12 protein-coding genes are annotated in these 16652 nt (G+C 42.4%); 8 read left to right on the top strand and 4 right to left on the bottom strand.

Annotation, left to right across the window (positions count from 1 at the left end; translation table 11 throughout):
* From GO009_RS06135 to tsaB, 4 genes are read left to right on the top strand one after another with little or no spacing between them, the layout of a single operon-like run.
* On the top strand, positions 1 to 1257 hold the full coding sequence (locus GO009_RS06135; protein WP_163625335.1) for an ABC transporter permease: 1257 nt from the start codon (positions 1 to 3) through the stop codon (positions 1255 to 1257).
* A gap of 38 nt (positions 1258 to 1295) precedes the next feature.
* Positions 1296 to 2414, top strand: coding sequence for an efflux RND transporter periplasmic adaptor subunit (locus tag GO009_RS06130; RefSeq protein ID WP_163625334.1), 1119 nt, complete (start codon positions 1296 to 1298; stop codon positions 2412 to 2414).
* A 42-nt stretch (positions 2415 to 2456) separates the two neighbouring features.
* A complete protein-coding gene (locus GO009_RS06125; RefSeq protein ID WP_163625333.1) occupies positions 2457 to 3806 on the top strand; it encodes a TolC family protein in 1350 nt (449 codons plus the stop codon).
* Positions 3807 to 3822: 16 nt separating this feature from the next.
* Positions 3823 to 4503, top strand: a complete 681-nt coding sequence (gene tsaB, locus GO009_RS06120; RefSeq protein WP_203532374.1) for a tRNA (adenosine(37)-N6)-threonylcarbamoyltransferase complex dimerization subunit type 1 TsaB — start codon at positions 3823 to 3825, stop codon at positions 4501 to 4503.
* Here tsaB and GO009_RS06115 read toward each other — a convergent pair.
* The 4 genes from GO009_RS06115 to GO009_RS06100 all read right to left on the bottom strand — a co-directional run bounded on the left by GO009_RS06115 (position 4500) and on the right by GO009_RS06100 (position 8747).
* A complete protein-coding gene (locus tag GO009_RS06115; RefSeq protein WP_163625331.1) occupies positions 4500 to 5327 on the bottom strand; it encodes a mechanosensitive ion channel family protein in 828 nt (275 codons plus the stop codon). The two genes, tsaB and GO009_RS06115, sit on opposite strands and share 4 nt — an antisense overlap.
* Positions 5328 to 5410: 83 nt before the next feature.
* On the bottom strand, positions 5411 to 7510 hold the full coding sequence (locus GO009_RS06110; protein WP_163625330.1) for a thioredoxin domain-containing protein: 2100 nt from the start codon (positions 7508 to 7510) through the stop codon (positions 5411 to 5413).
* A 67-nt stretch (positions 7511 to 7577) separates the two neighbouring features.
* Complete coding sequence (locus GO009_RS06105; protein ID WP_163625329.1) at positions 7578 to 7778, bottom strand: dodecin family protein; 201 nt, start codon at positions 7776 to 7778, stop codon at positions 7578 to 7580.
* Positions 7779 to 7850: 72 nt separating this feature from the next.
* Positions 7851 to 8747, bottom strand: a complete 897-nt coding sequence (locus tag GO009_RS06100) for a NifU family protein (protein WP_163625328.1) — start codon at positions 8745 to 8747, stop codon at positions 7851 to 7853.
* Between the two features lie 125 nt (positions 8748 to 8872).
* Between GO009_RS06100 and GO009_RS06095 the strand changes: the two genes are divergently transcribed.
* From GO009_RS06095 to GO009_RS06080, 4 genes are all read left to right on the top strand, one after another.
* Positions 8873 to 9868 carry a type IX secretion system membrane protein PorP/SprF gene (locus GO009_RS06095; RefSeq protein WP_163625327.1) on the top strand — a complete coding sequence of 332 codons (996 nt, stop codon included), beginning with the start codon at positions 8873 to 8875 and terminating at the stop codon, positions 9866 to 9868.
* 99 nt (positions 9869 to 9967) lie between these two features.
* On the top strand, positions 9968 to 10483 hold the full coding sequence (locus tag GO009_RS06090; RefSeq protein WP_163625326.1) for a gamma carbonic anhydrase family protein: 516 nt from the start codon (positions 9968 to 9970) through the stop codon (positions 10481 to 10483).
* A gap of 47 nt (positions 10484 to 10530) precedes the next feature.
* Complete coding sequence (gene fabD, locus GO009_RS06085) at positions 10531 to 11415, top strand: ACP S-malonyltransferase (RefSeq protein WP_163625325.1); 885 nt, start codon at positions 10531 to 10533, stop codon at positions 11413 to 11415.
* A gap of 112 nt (positions 11416 to 11527) precedes the next feature.
* Positions 11528 to 16651: a gliding motility-associated C-terminal domain-containing protein gene (locus tag GO009_RS06080; RefSeq protein ID WP_163625324.1), complete on the top strand. Its 5124-nt coding sequence runs from the start codon at positions 11528 to 11530 to the stop codon at positions 16649 to 16651.
* Position 16652 lies beyond the last annotated feature (1 nt).

Raw genomic sequence — 16652 nt, 5'->3', positions numbered from 1 at the left:
ATGTGGTTATTTGATAAGGATTTGTGGATAGAAATTTTTCATACGCTGAGCAAGAATATGTTCAGGACCTTCCTAACTATGTTGGGCGTAATTTTCGCCATGATCATATTGGTGCTGTTATTGGGGTCTGCCAATGGAATGAGCAATGGTTTCAATAAAATTTTTGCAGGAACAGCCTCGAACAGCTTGTTTGTTTGGGGACAATCAACCTCCGAACCCTACAAAGGTTTTGAACGTGGGCGAAGAATCCGTTACAAGCTCGAAGATGCGGACATCTTAAAAAGACAGATTCCGGAGATTGAGGTCCTGGCACCACGAATTGAGCTGGCCAATCACAGGGGAACCGTAACCGTTTACAGAAATGGACAGACAAGTGGTTCTGCAGTGTACGGGGACTTTCCGGAAATAGACAACATCACCAAAAAGAAACTGGTGGAAGGCAGGTTCTTGAACCAGACCGATATTGAACATTCCAAAAAAGTATGTGTTATTGGGGAGGAGACCTATAAACTCCTTTTTGATAAAGGGGATAAGGCCATAGGCGAGGATATCCGTATCAACGGCGTATATTTTAGTGTGGTGGGAATTTACAAGCCCAACAACAACATTAATATTGATGGAGAAAATGCAGTATTTATACCCTTTACCACTTTTCAAAAAGCCTTTAATTCTGGCGATAGGATGGGATGGATGGCCATAGCGGTCGAAGAGAATACACCAGTGCCCTTTGTAGAAAGTCAGATTAAGAGCATTTTAAAGGCCAAGTACGATATCCACCCAGATGACGAGCGTGCCATAGGAAGCTTCGATATGTCGGAAATATTCAATAACATCACAGCATTTACAACGGTTCTAAAAGGGTTTTCCTTTTTTGTGGGAATCTTCACATTACTGGCGGGCGTGATAGCCATTAGTAATATACTATTGATTACGGTAAAGGAGCGTACACAAGAGATAGGAGTGCGTAGGGCCTTGGGCGCAACCCCGGTCATCGTAAAACGTCAAATTGTTGTGGAAGCCATCGTTTTAACAGCATTTGCAGGTTTGGTAGGATTTGCGGTCGCAGTGGGAATATTATCCATTTTGGATGCCATGTTTGGCAGCGGGGAGAACTTCCCTTTCGTGCAGCCCATGATAAGCATTCCACAGTTTATCGTATCATTCATTTTAATGGTAGGGCTAAGTGTGCTCATAGGCCTATTGCCAGCCAACCGGGCCGTAAAAATTAAGCCCATAGACGCACTAAGAGAAGAATAATCATCAATACAATTAAATAACGAATCAAATAAGCAAGAATGAACAAGTATGTAAAATACGGATTGATAGGGGTAGTGGTCATTGGTATTTTGGCCGCCGTTGTCTACTTTTTAAAGCAGAACAGTACTCCTGTAGAGCTGTATAAAACCGAAACAGCAGAACGAAAGGACATTGTAAATAAAGTAATCGTTACCGGAAAGGTAATACCTGAGGATGAGATCAACATCAAACCTCAAATTTCCGGGATTATAGATAAAATCCTATTGGAAGAAGGAGCCAAGGTAAAGTCCGGTGACCTTATCGCAGTAATAAAAGTGGTTCCCAATGAGCAATCCGTGAACCAAGCCGCAGGAAGGGTCCGTAATGCGGAATTGGCCCTTAACAATGCCAAAATAGAGTACGATAGAAACAAAACGCTGTTTGATAAAGGTGTTATCTCCAGTCAGGACTTTAACAACTTAAAGTTGACCTATGACCAGGCTTTGCAAGAATTAAAAAATGCCCAGGCCGATTATCAGATTATCAGAAAAGGTTCTGCCGGAGGTTCAGCTAGTGCCAACACTAACATTAGAGCCACTGTTTCCGGAACTATTCTTGAGATTCCTGTAAAAGAAGGAGATCAGGTAATCCAAAGCAACAACTTTAACGAAGGGACCACCATAGCCACCATCGCCGATATGTCCAAAATGATTTTTGAAGGTGAAGTGGACGAGGCCGAGGTTGGAAAGTTAAGTGTGGGAATGCCATTGGAAATAAGCCTTGGAGCCTTGGAGGAGCAAAAATTCGATGCCAAATTAAAATTCATTGCACCTAAAGGGGTGGAAGAAGAAGGTGCTGTTCAGTTTAAGATCGAAGGTGATTTGGATGTCAAAGAAAGCGATAGCACCTCGTATGTGCGGGCCGGGTACAGTGCAAATGCCTCCATTGTTTTGGAAGAGAAAAAGGATGTGTTGGCCATAAAAGAAGCTTTGCTTCAGTTTGATAAGGAGACCGAAAAACCATACGTGGAAGTACAGACAGGCGAAAACGAATTCGAACGCAAAGATCTTGAGTTGGGTGTCAGTGATGGTATAGACGTAGAAATTGTTTCAGGCATTGACGAAGATGATAAGATCAAAGTTTGGAACAAGCTCGAGAAGAAATCTGAAGAGGATTAATCCATGCTGACCATCATTTTACAAACCAAAATCAAAAAACGAATGAAAAATAGCATAACGTTACTACTATTATTGTTCGCCGTTACCTTGACCAGTGCCCAAGTACGTCAATGGACGCTACAGGAATGTGTGGAATACGCGGTGGAGAACAATTTGACCGTAGAACAATTTGAACTAGATCTGGAAAACGCTAAAATAGATAAGTCCGATGCCATAGGAAATATGCTTCCTAGCTTAAATGGATCAGTATCGGTATCGAGCAATACAGGTTTCTCCATTAACCCAACAAACAACCTGCCTACAAACAGCACGGCAAATAACATGAACATTGGTGTTAGCTCCAATGTAACCCTTTTTGATGGCTTGAGGAACATGCACCAATTGAACAGGGCAAAAATGAATGCCATTGCCAACCAATATCGTTTGGATAATTTAAAGGACGATATTCGTTTAAATGTGGCCAATGCCTATTTACAGGTACTATCCAACAAGGAGCAATTAAAAACCTTTAAGGCGCAATACGCCGTTACGGAACAAGATCTGAAAAGAACCAAGGAGTTGGTGGAATCCGGAGTTGTGCCAAGGGGGGATCTTTTGGAGATTGAGGCAACCGCTGCCAATCAAGAACAGCAGATCGTGAACGGTGAAAGCAATGTTTTGATCGCTCGTGTTAATTTGGCACAATTGCTACAGATAACCGATTACGAAAACTTTGATATTGCAGAAGAGGAGTTCGAAATTCCGCCTTCGGATATCCTTAAAAACTCTCCAAAGGTAATTTTTGATAAGGCCTTGGGTTTTAGAAACGATATCAAATTCTCCGAATCCAATGTGGATTTGGCCGAACAGGACCTTAAGATTGCCAAAGGTGCTTATTTGCCGACCTTGTCTGCATTTTTCCAGTACGGTACAAGATATTCCGATGTGACCCAAATACCTGACGGTGATGGAATTCCCTACACGCCGAACCTAACGGACCAGTTATGGATTTTTGATGGTATAAGTTACGGGGCACAATTGAACATACCCATATTTAACGGATGGAGCACTCGTAACAACGTGATGCGATCTAAGATCAGTCTGGAAAAAGCAAAATTGCAATTTAAACAGGATAAGCTGGACTTGGAAAACACTATCCAACAGGCCTATGTGGATGTAAGTACGTTTGAAAAGGCTTATATCGCAGCGGAAAAAACTTTGGAAGCCAGACGTTTGGCCTACGAATATGCCAAAGAGCGTTTTGATGTTGGATTAATGAACGCTTTTGACTTTAGCCAGGCACAGTCCAGAGTGGAAAATGCCCAAGCCGATGTGATCCGCACCAAGTACGATTATATCTTCCGGTTGAAAATATTGGAGTTCTACTTCGGGTTGCCCATTGCATTAAACTAGTATCTTTGTGGCCGCTATGGCTATACTACTACATTTAGAAACTGCGACCACCAATTGCTCCGTAAGCATATCTAAGGATGACGACATCCTAGTCCTAAAAGAGAACAATGCCACAAGCTATTCGCATTCGGAACAATTGCATGTATTTATAAAAGAAGCCTTGAAAGAGGCTTCTTTGTCATTTTTGGACCTGGATGCCATTTCTATAAGTAAAGGACCCGGTTCGTACACAGGTCTCCGGATAGGGGTGTCCGCGGCCAAAGGGCTCTGTTTTTCCTTGGACTTACCTTTGATTTCCGTACCTACTTTACAAAGTATGGCCCATCAAGTGGATTTAAAACCGGGGGAATTGGTGATTCCTGTGCTGGATGCCAGGCGCATGGAAGTCTATTCCTGTGTCTATGGTTCTGATTATAAAGAAGTACGAGAGACCCGTGCAGAGATTGTCAATGAGGAATCTTTTGCTGATTATGTTTCCAATACCAAAGTATATGTGGTGGGTAGTGGAGCAGAAAAATGTAGGGGTGTTTTGCAACACCCCAATTTTATTTTTAATGAATCTGTAGTTCCTTCTGCTAAGGAAATGGCTTCAATTGCCTTCCATAAATATATTTCCAAACAATTTGAGGATGTGGCCTATTTTGAACCTTACTACCTCAAAGACTTTGTCCTTCAGCAGAAAAAGAAAAAAAATTAATCTTCCAATGCTTTGTGCATAACCCTTTGTGGGAATGGAATTTCGATTCCAGCAGCATCAAAGCGTAATTTTGTTTGTTCCATTACATAAAAATGTGCTGGCCAAAACACATCATTATTGGCCCAAAAGCGTAACGTTAGGTTTACCGAACTGTCTGCCAATGCGCCAACGTAGACTTCCGGTGCTGGCTCGGTATTGATGTTGGGATTATCCGCGCAAATCTGTAACAAGATTTCTTTGGCTTCCTTGATGTTGGACCCGTAACCGATACCCACATCTATTTTATCCCTTCGGGTATCTTCCATATTGTAGTTCACAATGTTCCCATTGGACAGTTGTCCGTTAGGGATAATGGCAATTTGGTTGCCAAAAGTGCTCAACTTAGTGTTGAAAATGGAAATTTCCTTTACAGTGCCATCCACACCTTGTGCAGAAATCCAATCCCCTACCTTAAAAGGTTTAAAAATGAGGATAAGTACCCCGCCGGCAAAATTGGCCAAAGACCCCTGTAATGCCAAACCAACAGCAAGGCCTGCGGCACCCACAATGGCGACCAAGGAAGAGGTCTTAACACCCAATTGCGTAATCACCAAAACAAACAGTAATGCTTTTAGGGTAATACTGATAAAACTCTGTAAGAAAGATTCCAAGGTTTCATCATAATCCTTTTTTGCAAAAAAGCGACGGACCATTCGATTGAAAAATTTGATGACCCAAAGACCTATAAAAAATGTGATGATAGCTGTTATAAGACTTGGTAAAATGCCTACAGCCCAATCCATGGCCTGATCAATGTATGTTTGATAATTTTCTAGTTCTTCCATAATGGTTTTTTAGTTTAAATGGCAACGTAGTTAATATTCAACTGAAATAAAAGAAAAGGTTTTTAAACAAATGTTAATGTTGCCTACAGCTGTTTTAAAGCCTCTTCCGCTTTTGTTACAGGGAGCTTACAGGCCCCTTCTATACAAACATAGACTAAGGTTTTGTTAGGGTTTTCCCTGTTTTTTAATAATTCCAAATTTCCCTCTTTTCTGGAACCTGCCAAAATACTGTTGGGCACATATTCCTTGCCAATTTGTTGCCCTAAACTTTTGTAGTCCTCGCCAAGTATGGCGATTTCATAAAAATCTTGATTCTGAAATAGCACCAAATGCAACCAGTTGGCAAAACCTTGTGCCCTGCGATCAAAATCCTTTTGAACATTTTTCAACATTTGCTCGGACATGGTTCCATAGGGTTCTTTGGGATAAAGCTTGTGAAATTTATACAGATTGATGGCCATGATGGAGTTCGAGGAAGAAATTACATTATCATCCACCTCTATGGTTCTTCTGATCAAAGATTGATCTTCATCCGAAGTATAAAAGAACATGCCGGAAGCTTCATCAAAAAAGTGTTTTTTGGAATGATCAAGAAGATTTTTTGCCAAATCGAGCCACTTTTCATCAAAAGTAACCTCGTATAGCGAAAAATAGGCGTCGATTACGGAGGCATAATCCTCTAAAAAACCATTGATGGTGCTTTTCCCGGCTTTATGGTTACGGTAAAGCGAGCCATCACTTTTAATCATTTCACGCTCAATAAACTCGGCATTTTTTAGCGCAAGTTTTAGATAGGCGTCATTGCCTAAATAACGGTATGCATCAACCAGCCCTTTTAACATCAAACCGTTCCAAGAGGTCAAGATTTTATCATCCAAACGCGGTTTGGAGCGTTCGTTTCTTTCCTTTTTAAGCGTGTCCAGATTCTCATTTATTTGAGCATTCAATTCGGAAACGGAAATATTGAATTCTTCGGCTATTTCTTCATCATTTTTATCCCTAATGAGCACATAGTTTTCTTCTTCCCAGTATCCATAGGAATTAATGTTGAAATACTTTTGAAATAACTCGAAGTCATCTCCCAATAAACGAGTAAGTTCTTCTTTGGTCCAAACATAATAGGCGCCTTCTATCAATTCACCGTTTTTATCAAGACTGTCGGCATCCAAAGAGGAATAAAAACCGCCACTGCGATCCAAAAGTTCTTCTTGAACAAAGTTGATGGTTTCTTCCACTGCGTTTTTGTACAATTCGTTTTTGGTTACGGCGTAGGCCTTGGCATAAAGGCTTGTCAACTGACCATTGTCGTACAGCATTTTCTCAAAATGGGGCACATGCCATTTAACATCCACGGCGTATCTGGAAAACCCTCCCCCTACATGATCGTATACACCGCCGTAGGCCATCCGGGTCAGGGTCGTGTCCACGAACTCCATAATTTTAGGTTTGTCCATGGCGGTGGCATAGTGCAATAAAAAATCCCAGTTGTTGGGCATCATAAATTTGGGGGCGCGCTTGTGGCCACCTAAAAATGTATCAAAATATTGGGTCCAATTTTGGATTGCCACTTCCAGTTGATCCAAAGAATACAGGTCACTGTCCTTATCGTTTTCCACCAAATTGATGGCTTGGAGACCATTGGCCAAATCCGTGGCGTATTGGGTTACCCGTGGTTTATCTTTTTTATAAAGTTCTGCGAGCTGCTCCAACGATTTTATCCAATTGTCCTTGGGCACGTACGTAGCACCCCAAAAAGGCCTTCCATCGGGTAGCGCAACTATGTTTAGGGGCCACCCACCTTGCCCAGATATCATTTGGATGGCGTCCATGTAAATCTGGTCCACATCGGGACGCTCCTCACGGTCAATTTTAATGTTGATGAAGTTTTTGTTCATCACCTCGGCCACTTCCGCATCTTCAAAACATTCCTTTTCCATCACATGGCACCAATGACAAGCGGCATAGCCAATACTGATGAGCAATAGCTTATCCTCTTTTTTTGCCCGTTCCAACACATCGGGGTGCCATGCTTCCCAATTTACGGGATTGTGGGCATGTTGCAGAAGATAGGGGCTAGTCTCATGGATGAGTGCATTGGTATGTTCGTGGGTCACTTCCTTAGGTTTTTGTTTGCAACTTAGGGTTGCGATTGTAATTATTATGAAGAAAAGCACTTTTTTCATTAGCTGAACATTTTAAGCATAAAAAAATGCGTCCGTTGCGGGACGCATTTCCTTTTCTTCAAATTTTCTACTGAACTTCAAAAGTAATTTTTACGTTTACCCTGTAGTCATCAATTTTTCCATCTTTTACCGTGGCGCTTTGCTCGTTGATGTAGATGGAACGAATATTTTTGACGGATTTTGATGCTTGGTCCAACGCTTTGTTGGTTGCATCTTCCCAGCTTTTGCTGGAATTCGCCAATACTTCAATAACTTTTAAAACTGCCATGGTCAATGTATTTTTTAGATTCCCTTGAATTTAACAAATTTTGATGGAAATCCGGCAGTAAAATGAAGATAATTAGCCGTTTAAAGCCACTACTTCCTTGATTTTTTCGCCCATCATGTTCTTGAGCATGGTCTCGATGCCATTTTTTAGTGTAAATGTAGAAGATGGACAACCACTACAAGCACCTTGAAGGATTACGCTAACCGTACCACTTTGCTCTTCATAAGATTGGAAAAGAATGTTTCCGCCATCGCTGGCAACGGCAGGTTTTACATATTCTTCCAAAATGTCTATGATTTGCAGGGAAGTATCATCATAATCGGTCTGCACCGTTTTTTGCTCTACCGTTTCCTTACTTTTTTGAATGGCCTCTGCTGTTACTACGTCCTTGCCATCAGCCAAATAATCCCGGATAAACTCACGCAATTGCATGTTGATTTCCTCCCAATCCGCAACCTCATATTTGGTAACGGAAACATAGTTCTCGTCCATAAAAACCTCTTTTACAAAGGGAAAATGGAACAATTCTATGGCCAAAGGCGAATCTTTCGCTTCATCAATATTCTTGAATTCGTAAGTGCTGGGAACAATACGCTTGTTGGAGACAAACTTCATCACCGCAGGATTGGGGGTCACCTCCGCATAAACGGTAATGGGCTGCTTCTTTTTAACATCTTCTTCGTTTACCACAGGTTCTCCAGCATTAAGGTACTCCACCAATTGCTGGGCCACTTCGTCCTTAACATCGTTCCACTCCACAATGTCAAACCTTTCCAATGCCACAAAATTACTGGAAATGTAAACGGTTTTGATAAATGGAAGATAGAAGAGTTGTTGTGCCAAGGGGGAATTTTTGGCCTCGTCTATATTTTTATACTCATAGTTGCCCTTAACCAAAAAATGGTTGGCTTCCAACTTGATTATCTTGGGGTTGTTGGTAGGAACAACCGTAATGTTGTATTCTTTCATCTTGAATCTTTGATACAAAAATACCAATAGTTAGGATGCGCAGCAAAATATTATAATAATGTGTGCTGCTTGCCGTTATCTTAGTGTTTTATTGTATTGAACAACCATCTAGCCCCAACCGTCACATGAGACGTATTTTAACCTCAATTATCCTAACCCTGTTTTTTGGGTCCGTGGCCAAAGCACAGGAAGGAATTCCCGTGTATTTTGATTACTTGGCGGACAATTATTACTTGGTCTATCCATCCATGGCAGGTATCGCCGAGGGGACCAAAGTTCGTCTTACCGCTAGGAAACAGTGGTTTAATGTGGATGAAGCACCAAGCTTACAAACATTGAACATAAATTCCAGGGTTGGTGAACGCAGTGGGATAGGGGGCATACTTTTTAACGATTCCAATGGGTACCACTCCCAAACGGGCTTCAAAGCGACTTACGCACACCATTTGCAATTAGGCGGCGATTTTAGAACGCTCAACCAGCTATCTTTAGGTTTGAGTGCAGGCATTATTCTCAGTAGTTTGGACGAAACGGAATTTAGGTCCGTAATTCCAGACCCTGTTGTTACCGGGGTAAAGAACACGGCGAGCTATTTTAATATGGATTTGGGCGTTTCCTACAATTTGTTCGAGTTTTATGCACATGCTGCTATTTTAAATATTTTGGGCAGTGGACGTGACTTATACACGGCAGCTGAATTTGACAACTTGAGACGTTACCTGTTCTCCGTTGGATATGTTTTTGGAAAAAATACACGGGTTGAACCATCCATTTTGTTCCAGATGACGGATTTTACCAAAGAGAAAACTGTAGATTTGAATGCCAAGGTGTACCGAGATGTGAGTTTTGGTACAGTATGGGCAGGTTTGTCGTACCGACGTAGTTTTGATGGGGCACAATTTCAATCCAACGGAAATTTCGGTGAACAACGCTTGCAATTGTTTACGCCGATTATCGGGGTTAATGTGAATAGATTCATGTTTTCTTACAATTATTCCTACCAATCCGGGGATATCCGTTTTGATAACGGTGGTTTTCATCAAATCACTTTGGGTTACGATTTTGGACAAAGCGACCAAGGCAATCGTTACGATTGTTACTGCCCGGCTGCGAATAATTAACTTTCAAACATAATTGATGGATGTAGGTTCAAGGGTAGCCTGTCGCAGTCGAAAGGGTAGTCGAGATGCTTTTTTGTTTAAAAGGTAAATTTTACATCAATGATCATGAAACCAGTGAGGGGTAAATCCCCAGAAATAGGAAAAGATTGTTTTATAGCTGAAAACGCCACTATTGTTGGTGAGGTATGTATGGGCGACCAGTGCAGTGTTTGGTTCAATGCCGTGATCAGGGGCGATGTCCATTATATAAAAATGGGAAACAAGGTCAATGTGCAGGACGGTGCCGTGATTCATTGTACGTATGAAAAATCCCCAACCACTATCGGAAATAACGTTTCTATTGGACATAATGCCATAGTGCACGGTTGTACCATTAAGGATAATGTGCTGGTGGGCATGGGCAGTATAATCATGGATGATTGTGTGGTGGAAAGCAATTCCATTATTGCAGCGGGTGCGGTTGTTACCAAAGGTACACATGTAGAAGCCGGGAGTATATATGCGGGTATGCCAGCTAAAAAGATAAAGGACATCAGTCCGGAGCTTTCCAAGGGAGAAATAGATAGGATCGCCAACAACTATGTAAAGTACTCCAGCTGGTTTAAAGAAGGGTAAGCAAACAAATTATCCCTATTTTTGTCCCACTCAAAAACTCGACAATTATGAATGCATATATTTTTCCGGGACAGGGAGCACAATTTGTAGGTATGGGCTTGGACCTCTACGAAAACCATTCCGAAGCACAGGAACTTTTTGAAAAAGCCAACGAAATTCTTGGGTTTTCCATAACCGATATCATGTTCGAGGGCACTGCCGAAGACCTAAAACAGACCAAGGTGACCCAGCCCGCCATCTTTTTGCACTCCGTGATTTTGAGCAAGGTGTTGGGAGATGCTTTTAAGCCCGATATGGTGGCCGGACATTCCTTGGGGGAATTCTCCGCTTTGGTAGCCAACGGGACCTTAAATTTTGAAGATGGCCTAAAATTAGTGTCACAACGTGCCTTGGCAATGCAAAAGGCTTGTGAAGTTCAACCCAGTACCATGGCTGCTGTTTTGGGCTTGGAAGATGAGGTGGTAGAAAAAATTTGTGCCGAAGTGGAAGGTATTGTGGTTCCCGCCAACTATAATTGTCCAGGGCAATTGGTAATCTCTGGAGAGGTGGATGCGGTAAACATAGCCTGCGAAAAAATGAAGGAGGCCGGGGCAAGAAGAGCCTTGTTATTGCCGGTTGGAGGAGCATTTCATTCCCCTTTAATGGAACCGGCAAGGGAAGAATTGGCGGCAGCGATTGAATCTACGGAATTCAAAATACCTACTTGCCCTATTTATCAAAACGTGACGACCACGGCCGTGTCCGATGCCGAGGAAATCAAGAAGAATTTAATACTACAATTAACGGCCCCCGTAAAGTGGACGCAAAGCGTGCAACAAATGGTAAAAGATGGGGCTACATCCTTTGTGGAAGTAGGGCCGGGCAAGGTGTTGCAAGGCTTGGTTAAAAAAATCCACCGCGAGGCCGAAACCAGTTCGGCGACAGTTTCATAGGTAAGGAAAACACTTTATCCGAATAAATTGAGGTTTAAACTAATTGGCAAGGATATTCCTTGCCTTTTTTTGTAATATTGGTAGCCCCAAATCACCGACCTATATATAGCTTTTGGACAAACTGAAACTGATTGAACTGGTGATGTCAACCTTATATAAAAATGCCCCAAATAAACCCAGGACTGCCATAGTTCGTGGTGGGCTATTGTTTGTTCTTTTTATACTTCTTGGTATTGGTGTGGGGTATGGGCAAACTATAGTCATAGATGATGGGGATGGTGTTAATACTTCTGAAACAGGTACTTTTGATACCTTTACAGTTGTTTTGGATACACAACCTGCAACTGATGTTGTGCTCAATGTTGTTTCGGGCAATACGAACGAGGGAACGGTTGATTTTAGCACATTAACTTTCACCAATGCAAACTGGAATATCGAGCAAACGATTACCGTTACTGGTATGGATGATGATATTATTGATGGAACACAACCATACAATATTTCAATTGAGGTAAATGATTCTGTCAGTGATGACACTTTTGATGGTCTTTCAGAAGTTATATCGGCTCAGAATACGGATAATGATTCAGCGGGCATAACCATTACGGAAACGGATGGGAACACTGTTACTTCAGAAGATGGGACAACAGACACCTTTTCCGTGGTATTGGATGCCCAACCAACAAGCGATGTTGTATTAAATGTTGCATCGGATGATGTAGGGGAGGGTACCGTTTCCCCATCAATATTGACATTTACATCAGGAGATTGGGATACACCGCAAGAAGTAACCATAACTGGGGTTGACGATACAATTATTGATGGTGACCAATCCTATAATGTGACGGTAAGCGTGAACGATGGTTCTAGTGATGATGCTTTTGATGGTCTTTTTGAAACTGTTCCAGCCAGCAATGCCGATAATGACTCCGCTAGTTTTTCAATAGTTGAAACGGATGGATCTACAAATACTTCAGAGGATGGAACGACAGATACTTTCACGGTTGTTCTGGACGCCCAGCCGACGACGGACGTTGTTCTGGACGTTGTGTCCGGTAACACCGATGAGGGAACGGTTGACTTTGGCACATTAACTTTTACCAATACCAACTGGGATACCCCGCAAACGGTCACCGTCACGGGTGTGGACGATGCCATCGTGGATGGGACTGTGACCTATAATATTACAGTTAGCGTAAATGCTACGAACAGTGACAATGCCTTTGATTCGTTGTCGGACCAATTGGTGCCGGTAGAAAACGCGGATGATGACACAGCTTCAATAATCATCACACAAACAGACGGCGGCACTGTTACCTCGGAAGATGGAACCACGGATACCTTCGAAGTGCTATTGGGAGCACAACCCACAAGTGATGTTGTGCTTAATATTTCATCCAGTGATACTGGTGAGGGCGATGTTAGTACAAGTCAGTTGACATTTACCAATGCAAATTGGGATACCTCACAGGAAATAGCCGTGACTGGTGTAGATGATAATATTATTGATGGTACACAACCTTATAATATAACAATCAGTGTTGATAATTCCGTCAGTGATGATGCTTTTGACGGTCTTTTAGAAGTTGTATCCGCTCAGAATACGGATAATGATTCAGCGAGCATAACCATTACGGAGACGGATGGGAACACTGTTACGTCAGAAGATGGTACTACAGACACCTTTTCCGTGATATTGGATGCTCAACCAACAAGTGATGTTGTATTAAATGTTGCATCGGATGATGTAGGGGAGGGTACCGTTTCTCCATCAATATTGACATTTACATCAGGAGATTGGGATACACTGCAAGAAGTAACCATAACTGGGGTTGACGATACAATTATTGATGGTGACCAATCCTATAATGTGACGGTAAGCGTGAACGATGGTTCTAGTGATGATGCTTTTGATGGTCTTTTTGAAACCGTTCCAGCCAGCAATGCCGATAATGACTCCGCTAGTTTTTCAATAGTTGAAACGGATGGATCTACAAATACTTCAGAAGATGGAGCTACGGATACTTTTACCGTAGTTTTGGATATACAGCCAACAAGTAATGTGGTGTTTGACATTGAGTCCGATGATACAGGGGAGGGAACTGTCTCTACTGCAATTTTGACATTTACACCTGCCAACTGGGATACACCACAAATGGTTACGGTCACAGGTGAAGATGATTTTATTATAGATGGTGCCCAAACTTTTGCCGTAAACGTAGATGTTAATAATACAAACAGCGATGACGCTTTTGATAACTTAGCCGAAACTGTTTCAGTAACGAATTCCGATGATGATGTAGCCGGGTTTACTATAGTGGAATCGGATGGAGAAACTTTAACTTCAGAGGCAGGGACTACGGATACATTTACGGTTGTGCTTAATCGCAGGACTTTAATAGGTAATGTGGTTTTTGATATTACTTCTGATGACGTGGGGGAAGGAACGGTTTCACCTTCAACATTAACATTTACTACGGGAAACTGGAACGTTCCTCAAACGGTAACGGTAACAGGGGTTGATGATGCTATTGTAGATGGTTTGCAACCTTATAACATAAATGTTAGTGTAGCAGCAGGAAGTGCACTTTCATATTTGGGTGTTTCTGATCAAAATGTTTCAGCTGAAAATATTGACGACGACAGTGCATCCGTAACGATTGCAAACGCAAGCGGTAATGAAGATGATGGCCCCATTACAGTTTCTGCAACTTTAAACAACGAGGTCACAGGTGGCTTTACAGTTAATGTTTCTTCCGCTGATGGTACAGCAACAATCGCTAGTTCTGATTATACATCGGTCAACGAAACGTTAACATTTGCGGGGAATGCGGGTGAAGTACAGACTTTTGATGTAATTCCAACTGCTGATGCATTAATTGAAGGGGATGAAACCTTGGAAGTTTCAATGTCTGGTTTGGGTGGCACAGCCTTTACTATTGATATTTCTGATACAGCTACCGTTACAATAAACAACGATGATTCCTGTGCCGCAGGAACAACAGCCCCATCACTTAACGATGTAGGTAAGGAGTTCTGTGTAGCAAGTTTTGATGATTTTACTCAGGATTTGGATAATTATGTAGATGAAGCTGCACCAATTGGAACAGAATTGGTTTGGAGCTCAAACCCTGACTCAAGTGTAACAGCGGATTATTTGGCTTCAAGTGTTGTAACAGGCACACAGGTGGTCAACAACAATACCTATTACGGATTTTATTACGATAGTTTAAACAATTGTGCTAGCCCCAATACGGTAACGGTGCAGCTATCCGTAAACGAAGAACCCAACCCTGGAACCACAACTGGGGCCAGTGTTTGTGCCGATTCTTCGAACGGTGGCACCACCATAGATTTGGACAATCAACTTTCGGGAGCAGATCCAGGGCTTTGGAGTATCACTATGGACCCATCAGGTGGAGCTATAACCATTGATGCAGATAATGTGGTAAATTTTGATGGTCAACCTTTAGGCGACTATATTTTTACCTACACGGCTACGGCAGAAGGAGTTTGTTCCGACAAAACGGTAAATTTAATCATAACGGTTGATGATTGTTCCGGCCCTTGCGACGCTGGAAATACGGCCCCAACGTTTAACGGAGACGATACCACCATAGAATTTTGTGATGAAGTAAATACAGATTTGAGCAGTTATGTGTCGAGTACTGCCCCGGCAGGAACCACTCTTATTTGGAGTACGAGTTCGGAACCTTCAGAAACTGGAGCACACCTTAATAGCAGCAATGTAGTTGAACCTGGAACCTATTACGGCTTTTACTACGATGAGGTCAACGATTGTGGTAGCCCAGTTCTCGCCATTACTTTGGTACGTAATTTTACCCCGACAATTGATACGACCAGTGGAGATTCCAGTTGTGATGCCGCTATGTTAACATTAACAGCTAATGCATCGGTAGCAGATGAGAGTACCGTCAGTTACACATGGTATGATGCACCAACAGGCGGAAATATTGTTGGCACAAGTGCTACTTACACAACAAATACTTTGACCGAAACAACCTCTTTTTATGTTTCAGCTTCCGCCAACGGATGCGAATCTGATCGCGTGGAGGTGGTGGCTACCATTACCGATACACCAAATGCAGGTACAGCAACAAATACTTCGGCCTGTAATGTAGCAGGAAATGGAGGACCTAATGTAATAGATTTGGATGATACCCTCATCGGGGCAGATCCTGGAACTTGGGCCATCATTACAGACCCATCCAACGGAGATCTTAGCATTGGTTCCGATAATAATATTGATTTCACGGGATTGGCTACGGGCGACTATGTGTTTGAATATACCACTGCCACCGAAGCTCCTTGCCTACCAACATCCGTGCAAGTGACCATCTCAGTAAGTGATTGTACCGTAGATACTGACGGTGATGGGCTTACCGATGGGGAAGAAACTAACTTGGGCACCGACCCTAATAATCCCGATACGGATGGCGATGGCCTGACAGATGGCGAAGAAGTATTGGCGGTGGATGATCCAAGCACCGATGCTGTACCTGAAAATGCAACCGATCCTTTGGATGCTTGTGATCCTTTCTTGACGCCAGATTGTAATCCCGAGGATATAGATTTGGCGATAACCAAAGAAGTGAACGAAACGGAAGTGCTGTTGAACTCCAATATCACCTTTACCATTATTGTGGAAAATACCACAATGGATAGGGTGTTGGATATTGTGGTGAGTGACCTTTTGGGAAATGAGTATCAATATCAATCCAGTACTCCTTCCAAAGGAAGTTATGATGAAACCACAGGAGAATGGATCATTGACGAACTTGATGCCGAAGAGCAAGTGACCCTGGAGATTTCGGTAACAGTTACAGAATCTGGAGCCTTGGAAAACACAGCAAATCTTGTGTCTTCATTTCCAAATGATGGTATAGCTGACAACAATACAGCCACAGTGCAAATTCAGGTAAATCGTAGCGGATGCGAGGACCCGGGAACCATTTGTACCATCTTTTCTCCCAATGGAGACGGACGTAACGATACATTGACCCTTGTGGACCACACAAGCTATCCAAATAATTCATTCGAAGTATTCGACCGCTACGGCAACAGCGTCTTCCAAATGAACGGATACGACAGTTCGTGGGACGGTACGGGCAAAAACGGAGATTTGCCCAAAGGCACCTATTTCTATGTTTTGGACCTGAACGGCGACGGAACGGACGTGGTAAAAGGGTGGATTCAAATTGTAAGGAACAACTAAA

Origin of the sequence: Allomuricauda sp. TY007, assembly GCF_010468565.1 — a bacterium.
Classification (GTDB): Bacteria; Bacteroidota; Bacteroidia; order Flavobacteriales; family Flavobacteriaceae; genus Flagellimonas.
This window is presented reverse-complemented; position numbering and strand designations above follow the sequence as displayed.